Source organism: Colwellia maritima (genome assembly GCF_022669015.1).
In the GTDB taxonomy this organism is placed as follows: domain Bacteria; phylum Pseudomonadota; class Gammaproteobacteria; order Enterobacterales; family Alteromonadaceae; genus Colwellia; species Colwellia maritima.
The window spans coordinates 687,660-701,019 of record NZ_JAKKSL010000002.1; the positions used below are offsets into that span (position 1 = coordinate 687,660).

Annotated in this window: 7 protein-coding genes and 3 pseudogenes; 7 read left to right on the top strand and 3 right to left on the bottom strand. The window is 37.5% G+C overall.

Annotated elements, in window-relative coordinates; translation table 11 throughout:
- Positions 1-30 precede the first annotated feature (30 nt).
- From L3081_RS13390 to L3081_RS13415, 6 genes and pseudogenes are all read left to right on the top strand, one after another.
- Positions 31-2,439 carry a glycogen/starch/alpha-glucan phosphorylase gene (locus L3081_RS13390; protein ID WP_242287044.1) on the top strand — a complete coding sequence of 803 codons (2,409 nt, stop codon included), beginning with the start codon at positions 31-33 and terminating at the stop codon, positions 2,437-2,439.
- A gap of 149 nt (positions 2,440-2,588) precedes the next feature.
- Positions 2,589-3,852: pseudogene (gene glgC, locus L3081_RS13395) on the top strand (glucose-1-phosphate adenylyltransferase).
- A gap of 114 nt (positions 3,853-3,966) precedes the next feature.
- A pseudogene (gene glgB / locus L3081_RS13400) lies at positions 3,967-6,214 on the top strand (1,4-alpha-glucan branching protein GlgB).
- 64 nt (positions 6,215-6,278) lie between these two features.
- Positions 6,279-7,394, top strand: coding sequence for an alpha-D-glucose phosphate-specific phosphoglucomutase (locus L3081_RS13405; protein WP_242286648.1), 1,116 nt, complete (start codon positions 6,279-6,281; stop codon positions 7,392-7,394).
- The gene (locus L3081_RS29400) at positions 7,354-7,914 is read left to right on the top strand and encodes a hypothetical protein (RefSeq protein WP_476728555.1); all 561 of its coding nucleotides are present in this window, start codon (positions 7,354-7,356) and stop codon (positions 7,912-7,914) included. Before L3081_RS13405 ends, L3081_RS29400 begins: the two co-directional genes overlap by 41 nt.
- A 212-nt stretch (positions 7,915-8,126) precedes the next feature.
- The gene (locus L3081_RS13415) at positions 8,127-9,710 is read left to right on the top strand and encodes a glycogen synthase (RefSeq protein ID WP_242286650.1); all 1,584 of its coding nucleotides are present in this window, start codon (positions 8,127-8,129) and stop codon (positions 9,708-9,710) included.
- A 47-nt stretch (positions 9,711-9,757) separates the two neighbouring features.
- Here L3081_RS13415 and bktB read toward each other — a convergent pair.
- From bktB to L3081_RS26975, 3 genes and pseudogenes are all read right to left on the bottom strand, one after another.
- A pseudogene (gene bktB, locus L3081_RS13420) lies at positions 9,758-10,944 on the bottom strand (beta-ketothiolase BktB).
- Between the two features lie 56 nt (positions 10,945-11,000).
- Positions 11,001-11,984 carry an acyl-CoA dehydrogenase family protein gene (locus tag L3081_RS13425; RefSeq protein ID WP_274620532.1) on the bottom strand — a complete coding sequence of 328 codons (984 nt, stop codon included), beginning with the start codon at positions 11,982-11,984 and terminating at the stop codon, positions 11,001-11,003.
- A gap of 2 nt (positions 11,985-11,986) precedes the next feature.
- On the bottom strand, positions 11,987-12,145 hold the full coding sequence (locus L3081_RS26975) for an acyl-CoA dehydrogenase family protein (RefSeq protein ID WP_338027332.1): 159 nt from the start codon (positions 12,143-12,145) through the stop codon (positions 11,987-11,989).
- Positions 12,146-12,346: 201 nt separating this feature from the next.
- Here L3081_RS26975 and L3081_RS13435 point away from each other — a divergent pair, with 201 nt between their 5' ends.
- Entirely contained in the window at positions 12,347-13,357 is a 1,011-nt protein-coding gene (locus tag L3081_RS13435) for an AraC family transcriptional regulator (RefSeq protein ID WP_242286651.1), read from the top strand.
- Positions 13,358-13,360 lie beyond the last annotated feature (3 nt).

A 13,360-nucleotide genomic window follows, 5' to 3' on the forward strand; every position in this document is an offset into this window, starting at 1 on the left:
GAAATCGCTGAAACAGATAGCAGTGTATTAATGAATGATCATACATTCTCTGAAGATTTGGCCCGTCATTTTCACTTTTCATTAGGCCGAGATACGGTACAAGAATCACATTTATACCTTTATAATGCGCTTGCCATTACCATTCGTGATCGCTTAGTTGCACAATGGAGAAAAACGCGCACAGATAGAGTAGGGCAACGACGCGTAGCCTATATTTCACTTGAATTTTTAATGGGCAGAGCACTCAATAATGCTATTTTAAATTTAAACTTAGATGATACGGTACGTAAAACGTTAAACGACTATTGTTGTGAATTAGAAGAAGTAGAGCAAGCCGAACATGATCTTGGTTTAGGTAATGGTGGTTTAGGGCGTTTGGCTGCTTGTTTTTTAGATAGTTGTGCCAGTTTAGCCTTGTCTGTTATTGGTTATGGCATTCGTTATGAATACGGCATGTTTAATCAACAAATTAAAAATGGTAATCAAGTTGAACACCCTGATAATTGGTTAAGACATGGTAATCCATGGGAAATACCCGCTCCAGAAAAAGCGGTTAGAGTGAAGTTCTTTGGCAATGTTGATGTGATTACCCAAAAAGATGGTAAACAATATAGACAATGGAATAACACTCATGATGTATTGGCTGTTCCTTATGATATGCCAATTCCGGGTTATCAAAATGGTATTGTTAACACATTAAGATTATGGAAGTCTGAAGCAACGGATGAATTTGATCTTGATGAGTTTAATGCCGGTAGTTATACCGAAGCTGTAGCTCGAAAAAACCTTGCCGAACAAATCACCATGGTTTTGTATCCAAATGATACCAGTGAAAATGGTAAAGAATTACGTTTAAGACAACAATACTTTTTGTCTTCAGCGTCGCTTCAAGATGTAATAAACACACATATAGAAATACATGGTATCAATTTCGATAATTTTGTAGAGTTTAATGGCTTTCAATTAAACGACACGCATCCGAGTATAGCGGTTGCCGAGTTAATGCGAATTCTTATGGATGACTATGAAATTTCGTGGGATAACGCATGGCAAATCACATCGCAAACCATGGCGTACACTAACCATACTTTATTACCAGAAGCACTTGAAAAATGGCCGGTAAGGTTATTTGAAAATCTTTTACCACGAATTTTAGACATTATTTACGAAATCAACGCCCGGTTTTTACTACAAGTTGCCGTTTGTTGGCCTGGCGATAACGAAAAACAACAAACGTTATCCCTGATTGAGGAAGGACCAGAGCCTCACGTAAGAATGGCACATTTAGCGATAGTAGGTAGTTATTCGGTTAATGGTGTTGCAGCTTTACACACGCAACTACTAAAAGCAGGTTTGTTCAGTGATTTTTATAAACTATGGCCTGAAAAATTTAACAACAAAACCAATGGGGTTACACCCCGTCGCCGGTTGTCACATTGTAACAAAAGCTTATCCACTTTAATTAGTAGTAAAATAGGTAAAGAATGGGTGGGTGATTTATCACAAATTGCCAAGTTATCTGAATATGCTGCTGATAAAACTTTTCAAAAGGAATGGCAAGAAAGTAAATTAACCAACAAAATTGCCCTTGCTGACTTTGTTGAGCAATCAACAGGTGTAGTATTTGATGTCAACATGATGTTTGATGTTCAAGTCAAACGTATTCACGAATACAAACGTCAATTACTTAATATTTTACACGTTATCGGATTATATGACCGTATACGTAAGGGCGATACCGACGATATTACACCGCGTTGTGTTCTAATTGGCGGTAAAGCTGCTCCGGGTTATGCTATGGCAAAACAGATTATTAAATTAATTAATAATGTTGCTGATACTATTAACTTAGATCCTAAAGCATCACCGTACTTACGTGTCGCTTTTATTCCAAATTATAATGTATCAGCAATGGAAATTATCTGTCCGGCTACTGATTTATCAGAACAAATTTCAACTGCCGGTAAAGAAGCTTCTGGCACGGGAAATATGAAATTTATGATGAACGGTGCATTAACTATTGGCACCTTAGACGGCGCTAATATCGAAATTAGAGATGCGGTTGGAGAGGATAACTTTTTCCTTTTTGGTGCTCACGCTGATGAAGTAGCGACGATTAAAGCAAACTATCAACCCAATAACATCATCGCAAATTCACCGACTTTATCTGCCGTGATGCAATTATTAGAAAGTGGTCATTTTAATTTATTTGAACCAAAGATCTTTGATTCAATTATTCAAACCATTCGTGACCCACATGACATGTGGTTAACAGCTTATGATTTTGACACCTATTTTGAAGCCCAACGTAATGTAGACCAATTGTATAAAAATAAAACGTTGTGGACCCAAAAGAGTATTTTAAACACGGCGGCAAGCGGTGTGTTTTCGAGTGATCATACGATCAGGCAGTATCGAGATGAAATATGGAAGCTATAGTTAAATAATACCAGTTTCATAAATTAAGTGATCTATTTGGTGATATTAGCAAGTAGAAATGATCATGGAGTTAGTGAGATTGATATAAGTGAACTAAATAAATAGGCATGTTTTATTGCTTGTTAAATACAGTTTGTAAAGGAGGCACTATGCCCAAATATGAAGAAAGAAGAATTAGTAGTTTAACAAAAGAAACGTATGCGCTGATTTTAGGCGGCGGGCGTGGTTCTAGGTTGTTTGAACTAACTGATAAAAGAGCAAAACCAACTACTTTTTTTGGTGGTAAGTTTAGAATCATCGATTTTCCTTTATCAAATTGCATTAACTCTGGCATAAGACGCGTAGGTATTGCTACTCAATACAAATCTCATTCACTCATTCGTCACGTCAATCGCGGTCGTGGGACACTTCAAGAAAGAATTGGGTGAATCAATTGAAATTCTTCAAAGATCACAGCAAAAAGGCGATGGTTGGTATTTAGGTACAGCCAATGCTGTTTTTCAAAATATCGATATTATCAGACATGAATTACCAAAATATGTCATGATTTTATCGGGTGATCATGTTTATAGAATGGATTATGGTCCATTACTAGCTGAACATGTTGCTAACGGTGCAGATATGACAGTGTGTTGTATTGAAGTACCTGTTGCTGAAGCTGTTGGATCCTTTGGTGTAATGACTGTGGATGAAGATAACCGTGTATGTCGGTTTGATGAAAAACCGGCTGTTCCATCTGAAGTACCAGGTAAACCAGGTATGACTTTGGCCTCCATGGGTAATTACATTTTCAACACTGAGTTCTTATTTGAACAATTAGAAAAAGATGCGGCTCAAGAAGCATCAAGTGGCGATTTTGGAAATGATATTATTCCAAAAATCATTGAATCCCACCGTGTGTTTGCCTATCCATTTAAAGATCCTGATAGTAGCAGGCAGCCATATTGGCGCGATGTAGGTACACTCGATTCATTTTGGGAAGCGAATATGGAATTAGTCACGCCTGTGCCTCAACTTGATATGTATGACGAAAATTGGCCTATTTGGACTTTCCAAGAACAAACTGCGCCGGCCAAGTTCGTGTTTGACCAAGATAATAGACGAGGTATTGCCATTGATTCTACTGTTTCCGGCGGAGTTGTTGTTTCTGGCTCAACGGTTAAACGGTCTTTGTTGTTTTCAAAAGTGCGTATTAATTCGTACTGTGATATTGACGAAGCCGTTATATTGCCCAGTGTTGTGGTAAATCGTAATTGTAAAATTAAAAAAGCCATTATCGATCGCAGCTGTGAAATTCCAGAAGGTATGGTGATTGGTTATAACCATGACGATGACCGTGCTAATGGCTTTAGAGTAACAGACAAAGGCGTGGTTTTGGTTACGCGAAGTATGATTATGGCTATGGATAAATAAGCCAATGATACATGTTCAGGTTTTTTCTGAACGTGAAAATCAACGCTCTTACTATCTATTGAATAATTGACATTGATTTTCAACACTGATTTACCGGTATATTAGGAAAATATAATGAATAATCTCGCATTAAGTTTGTTGAATGCTGAAGACCTAACTGCATTAATTAATGCCCGACATCAAGACGTTTTTTCTGTACTTGGCATACATAAACATCCAACTGAAAACGGCTTAATTGTGAGAGCATTTTTGCCAGAAGCGTTGAGTGTTGAGGTAATTGATTGTAAAACTAATCAATGTGTTGCCGCTTTATCTTTAGTGGATACTGCAGGGCTTTTTGAAGGGAAGCTTGGCCGCCGTAGAAACGTATTTACTTATCGATTAAGAGTTTGTTATAAAAATGACACCCTATTAATTGATGACCCTTATCAGTTCCCATCTCTGCTTAATCAAGATGACTTGTATCTTTTTTGCGAAGGAACTCATGAGCATGTCTATCAATGGATGGGTTCACATCAAATAACTTTTAATAAGGTTAGTGGTACGCATTTTGTCGTATGGGCACCTGAAGCGACGCGTGTTTCTGTTGTCGGAGATTTTAATTTTTGGGATGGCAGACATCATGTTATGCGTAAACATATCGCTGCAGGTGTTTGGGAGATTTTTATTCCTAATATCCCAATGAATAGCGCATACAAATACGAAATTCTTGATGCCAATGGTCATATTCAACCGTTAAAGGCTGACCCCTATGCAGTATCGATGCAGCATCCACCTGAAACTGCTTCTAAGGTTATCGCCACAAAACCGTATCAATGGCAAGACACGCAATGGATGCAAACAAGAGCTTCTTCCATTAATCATTATCATGGTCCGGTTTCCATATACGAAGTGCATTTAGGTTCATGGCGAAGAAATCATCAAGACGGACATAGTGAATTACACAATAAATATTTAACTTATCGTGAACTTGCTGAACAATTAATTCCCTATGTGCTTGATATGGGGTTCACCCATCTACAGCTTATGCCAGTAAGTGAATATCCGTTTGATGGCTCTTGGGGCTATCAACCTGTTGGACTGTTTGCGCCGACCTCCCGTTTTGGTAATGCTGAAGATTTTAAATACTTTGTAGATTGTTGCCATCAAGCAGGGCTTGGTTTATTGCTTGATTGGGTACCAGGCCATTTTCCTACTGATGCTTATGGTACGGGTAAATTCGATGGTTCATGTTTATATGAGCATCAAGATTTACGCAAAGGTTTTCATCCAGACTGGCAAACACTTATCTATAACTATGGCCGAGCAGAAGTGCAAAGCTATTTAATTAGTAATGCAATTTATTGGTTAGATCAATTCCACATTGACGGTTTACGTGTCGATGCTGTTGCCTCCATGTTGTATCTAGATTACAGCAGAGAAGACGGTGAATGGTTGCCTAATCACCATGGGGGACGTGAAAATTTAGAAGCCATTAATTTACTACAACAGGTAAATAGCCGAGCCTATTTTAACTACCCTGGGGTAATGATGATTGCTGAAGAGTCAACTGCTTGGCCTGGTGTTTCCCAACCTGTGGATAATGGCGGTTTAGGTTTTGGCTTTAAATGGAATATGGGTTGGATGAATGACACCTTGTCATATATGAAACGAGACCCTATTCATCGGTCTCATCATCATAACGAAATGACGTTTAGTTTGGTTTATAGTTTCAGTGAAAACTTTGTTTTACCTATCAGCCATGACGAAGTAGTACACGGCAAAGGGTCACTACTGACTAAAATGCCCGGTGATGAATGGCAAAAGTTTGCTAACCTGCGTGCCTATTATGGCTTTATGTGGACACATCCAGGCAAAAAACTTCTTTTCATGGGCTGTGAATTTGCGCAGTGGAATGAATGGAACCATGATCAAAGCCTTGATTGGCATTTGCTAAACGATGATCACCAAAATAAACATCGCGGTGTTCAGCAATTGATAAAAGACCTAAATCATTGCTATCGTAACATTCCTTCCCTTTACGAACTTGACTGTGACAGCAGTGGTTTTCAATGGCTTGATTCACAAAACAGCGAACAGTCGATTTTAATCTATTTACGTCAAGGAAAAGAAGGGAGTGCTCCAAACTTTAGTTGTTGTAAATTTAACACCAACAACGTATAAAAATTACTGTGTGGGTGTACCTGAACCGGGGTTTTATCGTGAATGCTTGAACACCGACAGTGCCCAATATGGTGGAAGTAATATAGGTAATAACGGCGGTGTTGAAACGCAAGATAAACCTTATGTTGGGCAATCAAATCAATTAAGTTTATCAATTCCGCCGTTGGCAACGTTAATATTTGAATTACAAAATCGATAAAAATTTAAATAAACAATATGTTTAACTGGTTAGGTTGAATTAACCAGATTATTTAGAGGTAAAAATGACAATTAAACAAATAAAAACAAAGGCTTTTAATGACCAAAAACCTGGTACATCAGGTTTACGTAAAAAAGTGACACAATTTCAACAAACCGGTTACTTAGAAAACTTTGTTCAAGCTGTATTTAACACAATAGCACCTTGTTCAGGTAAAACATTAGTGATTGGCGGTGATGGCCGATATTATAACCGTGAAGCCATACAAGTGATTATAAACATGGCTGTGGCAAATGGTTTTTCACAACTATTAGTTGGCAAGGGCGGAATTTTATCAACTCCGGCAGCATCTTGTGTTATCAGAAAAAATAAGGCCTGTGGCGGTATTATTTTGTCGGCTAGTCACAATCCAGGTGGACCAGATGAAGATTTCGGGATTAAATTTAATGGTGAAAATGGTGGTCCCGCACCAGAAAAAATAACCAATGCAATCTATGAATACACATTATCCATTGAAAATTATAAAACCATTGATGCTGAAAATATTGACCTTGATAACATAGGCTCGCAACAAATAGCACAAACAACCATTAATATAATAGATCCTGTTGTTGATTATGCCGACTTGATGGAATCAATGTTTGATTTTGATTTGATGAAAGCCTTACTTTCGCAAGGTGATTTTCGCATGTGTTTTGATGCTATGCATGCCGTTAATGGTCCATACGCAAAAGAAATACTTGAAAATAGGTTAGGTGCGCCAAAAGGTACTGTGATTAACGGTATTCCGTTAACTGATTTTGGTGGTGGGCATCCGGATCCTAATTTAGTCCATGCTCACGAATTAGTTGATTTATTGCTAGGTGACGATCCCCTAGATTTCGGAGCAGCATCAGACGGCGACGGAGATCGCAATATGATTTTAGGTAAAAATTTCTATGTTAATCCTTGCGATAGTCTTGCGCTACTAACGGCTAACGCACATTATATTCCGGCTTATTCAAAAGGTATTGCAGGTGTGGCAAGGTCAATGCCAACCAGTAGGGCGGTTGATCGTGTTGCTACGGCAATGGATATAAGCTGTTATGAAACCCCAACTGGTTGGAAATTTTTCGGAAACTTATTAGATCTTTGGAAAAATAACTTTATGTGGCGAAGAAAGTTTCGGAACAGGCTCTGACCACGTAAGAGAAAAAGACGGTCTTTGGGCGGTATTATTCTGGCTTAATTTATTAGCGGTTAAAAAACAGTCGTTAAGTGATATTGTAAAAGAACATTGGGCTACGTATGGCCGTGATTACTTTACCCGTCATGACTATGAAGCGGTAGACAGTGAACAAGCTCATACCATGATTGCACAATTAAAAGAGAAATTATCAGATTTACCAGGACAAATCATCTCTGGTGTTGAAATAGAGAACGCTGACGATTTTCAATATACTGATCCCGTTGATAACAGTAAAACCGTTGCCCAAGGTGTGCGTATTTATTTAAATAATGGTGGCCGTATTGTCTATAGACTCTCAGGCACAGGAACACAAGGGGCAACATTACGTGTTTACATTGACTGTTTTGAAAGTGACCCTAAATTGTTAGATCAAGATACGCAAAAGGCGTTAACGAGTCTAATTGCTATTGCAGACAGCATAGCAGGAATAAAAACGTTTACGGGTAGAAACAACCCCGACGTTATTACCTAAACTTCTTAACACACTACATTTACATTAATGTAGTTTATTATATTGTAGTTTGCCAGATAATGGTTATTCAGGTGAATATAGCCTTGAATAACCATTATGTTCAATTAATACCATGTTTCTAATCTTATAAATTTCACTCAAAGTGACAATTTTAATGGGCTTGGTATTTGTAAAATTACAGTTTTATTGTATAAATGATTAAAGGGTAGAAGATGAAAATATTAATGGCTGCTGCTGAAAATGATGCTTTTTTTGGTGGTAAAGTTGGCGGAATTGGTGATGTTGTACGAGATATACCGTTGGCACTTGCCAGTATTGGTCAACAAGTTGATGTGGTAATACCGGGTTACGGTGTTTTCTCTAAACTTCCCACGGCAAAACACGTTACCATACTACAGGTTATGTTTGCCGGTCATTATCAAACAGTAGAAGTCTTTAAAATTGACCCGGATATTAATAATGTCACCCAATGGGTAATAGAACATCCTCTATTTTCACAAGGCGGGCAAGGAAAAATTTATTGTGACGACCCCGATAACCGACCATTTGCATCAGACGCAACCAAGTTCGCTCTTTTTAGTGCATCAGTAGCCAAAGCAATAATCAATGATGTTTTTGGTCAAATTGATGTCTTGCATCTACACGATTGGCATACGGCTATGGTCTCAGTACTTCGTGCATTTGACCCTGAATATCAACAACTCAAATCAATCAAAACTGTCTATACAATCCATAATCTTGCTTTACAAGGTATTAGACCCATAGCTGATGATGAATCTTCACTAAAAGCCTGGTTTCCATCGTTATCATTTGACCCTAGTAAAATAAATGATCCACGTTATAACCATTGTTATAACCCCATGCGCGCAGCAATAAAACTCTCTGATAAAGTTCATGCTGTATCACCAACCTACGCACAAGAAATTTTATTACCCAGTAATCCTGAACACGGCTACATTGGAGGGGAAGGGTTAGAACTTGATTTAAGAGAAGCCAAAGAAACAGGGCGCTTGCATGGAATACTCAATGGTTGTGAGTATCCTGTGATGGATAGTGAGGATGAGAGTAAAGCAACGAAAACCAAAAAATTAGGGGTTACAAAACTATTACAACTGTGTGAAAACGAATTATTAAAATGGTTGGCAAATAAACCTTTAGTGGATAGTGCCCATTTAATTGCAACAACAAGAATTAAACAATTAACATGCGATAAACCTAAGAAAAAACCACTGATTTTAACCTCGGTTGGTCGAATTACGGATCAAAAAGTCCGTTTGTTTCAACAAACAATGGTTAATGGCGAAAGCGCGTTAGAAAATATACTTTCCATGCTTGGGAATAAGGGGATTTTCATTCTACTTGGTAGTGGTGATTCAGCATTAGAAAACTTTTTAACGCAAATAGCAGCCAAACGTACAAATTTTATTTTCCTTAAAGGTTACTCTGAAGCGCTATCTGAAAATTTATACAGCACAGGAGACTTATTTTTAATGCCAAGTTCATTTGAACCTTGCGGCATTAGTCAAATGTTAGCCATGCGTGCCGGACAACCTTGTTTAGCTCATGATGTTGGTGGATTAAGCGATACTATAATCAACAACGAAAATGGTTTTACCTTTAATGGAGACACACCCAACGAGCAGGCAATTAATCTATTAAACTGTTTTGATAAAGTATTATCTTTAAAATTAGACAACACAAAACAATGGAATATCATTGCCGCTAATGCTTTTAAAGCCCGCTTTTTATGGGAAGATGTTGCCCATGATTATGTAACGTATTTATACTCAGCGTAGCCACAAATGGAATATTTCAGCTGTGGTAAATGAGCTTTATGTTAAAACTACATGGCTTGGTATATTGCGGCAATACCTTGACCGCCGCCAATGCACATAGTTACCAAGCCATAATTACCATTAATTCTTTTTAATTCATGTAAACATTTTGTTGTTAAAATAGCACCTGTTGCACCAACAGGATGACCTAAACCAATAGCACCGCCATTTGGGTTTACTTTATCTCCGGAAAATTTAATGCATTAGCGACACAAATGGCTTGAACAGCAAACGCTTCATTTGATTCTATTACATCTATATCATCTATCGTTAATCCTGATTTTTCAAAAACCTGAGTTACGGCAGGAATTGGTCCTATCCCCATTAGTGAGGGTTCTACACCGGCCCTAGCATAAGCAATTAAGCGGCCAATAGGTTTTAATCCCTCTTTTAACGCTTTTTGTTCCGACATAAGTACAACCATAGATGCCGCATCATTTATGCCAGATGAAGTGGCTGCTGTCACTGTACCATCTTGCTTGAAGTGTGGTTTTAATGTTGAGATTGATTTGGCTGTCGTTTCTGGACGCACATGCTCATCAATATCAAATACTTGGGTACCTTTTCGTGACTTGATTTCAATAGGTACTATTTGACCCTTAAAGTAACCTTTTTCAATAGCACTGGCTGCTTTCTGGTGACTTTGAGCTGCAAATTGGTCTTGTTCTGTTCTGGTAATACCATATTTATCCGCAATGTTTTCTGCTGTGATCCCCATATGAAAATCATTCCAAGGATCTTGTAGTGTCGTTGATAATTCATCAACAAGGACACTGTCACCCATTTTTTGTCCCCAACGATTACTTTCAAGTGTATAAGCTGAAGTAGACATACTTTCCGCTCCGCCGGCAAGTGCTATATCAACATCGCCGAGTTGAATTTGCTGAGCAGCTTGAATGATTGCTTCAAGACCTGAACCACATAATCGATTTAGGGTGACAGCATGACTACTGGTCTCTAAACCTGAATCTAATCCGATCACACGTGCTAAATAAGCATCTTTAGGGCCATTATGAATCACTTTGCCAACAATACATGAACTGATCCTTTTAGCGGAAATATTTGCTTTAGTTATCGCTTCTTTTGCGCACAGTGTACCGAGTTGTGCCGGTGTAAATCCCTTAAGACTACCACCAAAGCCGCCAATTGCAGTACGTACAGCACTTAATATTACAACACCATTTAATTTTGACATTATGTTTCCTAAATTTAACTAAAACGAAAGTACCAACTGATTGAAACTGTTGAACATTAGCGACCAAATAAAGTGCGGGCAATAACTTCTTTCATTATTTCTGAAGTTCCACCATAAATTTTCTGTATCCTAGCGTCGGCATAAAAACGACTGATTTTATATTCGCGCGTATAGCCATAACCACCAAAGAGTTGTAAACATTCATCGGCAATTTTACATTGAGCTTCTGTTGTCATTAACTTTAAAATAGCTGCATCTTCTGTAGTCATTTCATGCGATTTTAGTTTTTCAGTACAAGCATTTAAAAATGAACGACATAATTCCTGCTGTGCTTTTAGCTCGGCAAGTTTAAAGCGTGTATTTTGAAATTTAGCAACTGACTGACCGAACACTTGACGCTCGGCAACATAATTAATGGTTTCCTCCAAAGCACCATCGTTAGCACCAATAGCCTGAATAGCACAACCAAGACGTTCCCGTGGTAACTCAGTCATTAAATGAATAAAGCCTTTATTCAGCTCTCCAAGTAGACAATCTTCAGAAAGACGAAGTTTATCAAAAAACAATTCAGACGTGTCGCCGGTATGTTGGCCAAGCTTTTTTAGTTTTTTTCCGCGAGAAAAGCCGCCTAACGTAGCATCTACTAAAAATAATGAAATCCCTTTTGCACCAAGACTAGTATCAGTTTTCGCACAAACAATCACTAAATTTGCATTCATGCCATTAGTAATGAATACCTTTGAACCGCTTAATACCCATTCATTACCCTCTTTAACCGCTGTAGTTTTCATTGCCGCAACATCACTGCCTGCGCCGGGTTCAGTCATCGCTAATGCCCCAATGGTATCGCCACTGATCATTTTAGGTATCCAGTATTGCTTTTGCTCTTCTGTTCCTAAATGTAAAAGGTAAGGCATAACAATGTTTGCATGAATGTTATAACCCGTGGCTAGGCCCGCAAAACACATTTTTGACATTTGATATATAATCATTTGGGTAATATCAAAAGGTGCGGATGCGCCACCATATTGCTCAGGCATATCTATACCAAGTAAACCAAAGCATCACCCATGGTTTTCCAGATAGATTTCGGCATGTTTTCTTGTTCTTCCCACTCTTCGAAAAATGGCTCTACTTCCTGCTTTAGAAACCGCATGGTCATATCTTCAAAAATATTGAATTCATCACTGGAAATATTCACTACAAACCTTTTATATCAATAGGTGAATTATATAGTCAGTAGATTAGTGTTTGGTTCGCTGAAAATGAATGATATTATCAGACAAATAATTAACATTTTCGGCCATAATACACTTGGTCAAAATGATTTAGGCCAAATACAAGTCATTTGTTTCAATAACGAGTTGTGCTAATTATTAAATAACAGGTAAAAGATAATATAATGCGCCAAAACCATACCATTTCTATTATTTTTGTTAAAACGATTTTAGATTGTATTAGCAATGATGAGCATGAAACAGAAAAGCTGTTAATGCTAGCAGGTGTGAAATTAGCTTTATTAAAAAAACCTCAAAGCCGAATAACACCACTACAATTCAGTAAATTAATAAAGGTAATATCAACAACATACAAAGATGAATTTTTAGGTTTATCTAAAGAGCCTATGCCTTTAGGAAGCTTCTTGCTATTAGCGCGTAATGTTATTCATTGTAATAACTTATTTGAAGTATATAAAAATACTGAAATGGCGTTAACTGCAATGACAAAACAATTGTCCTTAAAATTGATAATTGAACCAACACAAGCCAGTGTTCATTTTCAGGTACAATCTTTAGATCAAAACAGTGAAATTATTTTAACTGAATTAGCCATGTTAATTTGGCATCGATTTCCGAGTTGGTTATTAGGTAAAGAAATTCCTCTCAGCCAAGTTTGTTTACCCTATGGCAAAACAACTCATATTTCTGAATACCTATTAATGTTTTCAACCGATAATATAACCTTCAATTGTGAAACTGCAAAATTAGTATTTCCTATTCAGTATTTAGATTCGCCCTGTAAACGGTCACCAATGGCATTGAAAAAATATATAGAACAATTACCTGAATACTGGTTTAAACGTGTGCAGTTAGCAGACACTAGTAGTATTGTTTCAAATGAGTGTTTAAAGCTCATGGCAATTTCATCTGATATTAGTATGGTGTCCATTGCTCAAAAAATGAATAAAAGTGTTAGAACTTTAAGAAGAAATCTATCCGTTGAAAAGCGTAGTTTTAATCAATTAAAAGCTCAATTCTTGCGAGATAAGGCGATTCATTTACTTACCGAAACCACTTCTTCTATAGAAACCATTGCATATAGGCTTGGTTACACCGAAGCCGCAACATTTTCGCGGGTTTTTAAGCAATGGACAGGTAGTACACCAAGAGAATACCGTAATTATACTGAATAAAAT

Excerpts from the sequence above, each read along its gene's own strand:
- L3081_RS13390 (WP_242287044.1), top strand. The coding sequence starts at position 31 with ATGAATGATCATACATTCTCTGAAGATTTGGCCCGTCATTTTCACTTT.
- L3081_RS13405 (WP_242286648.1), top strand. The coding sequence starts at position 6,279 with ATGACAATTAAACAAATAAAAACAAAGGCTTTTAATGACCAAAAACCT.
- L3081_RS13415 (WP_242286650.1), top strand. The coding sequence starts at position 8,127 with ATGAAAATATTAATGGCTGCTGCTGAAAATGATGCTTTTTTTGGTGGT.
- L3081_RS13425 (WP_274620532.1), bottom strand. The coding sequence starts at position 11,984 with ATGCCTGAGCAATATGGTGGCGCATCCGCACCTTTTGATATTACCCAA.
- L3081_RS13435 (WP_242286651.1), top strand. The coding sequence starts at position 12,347 with ATGCGCCAAAACCATACCATTTCTATTATTTTTGTTAAAACGATTTTA.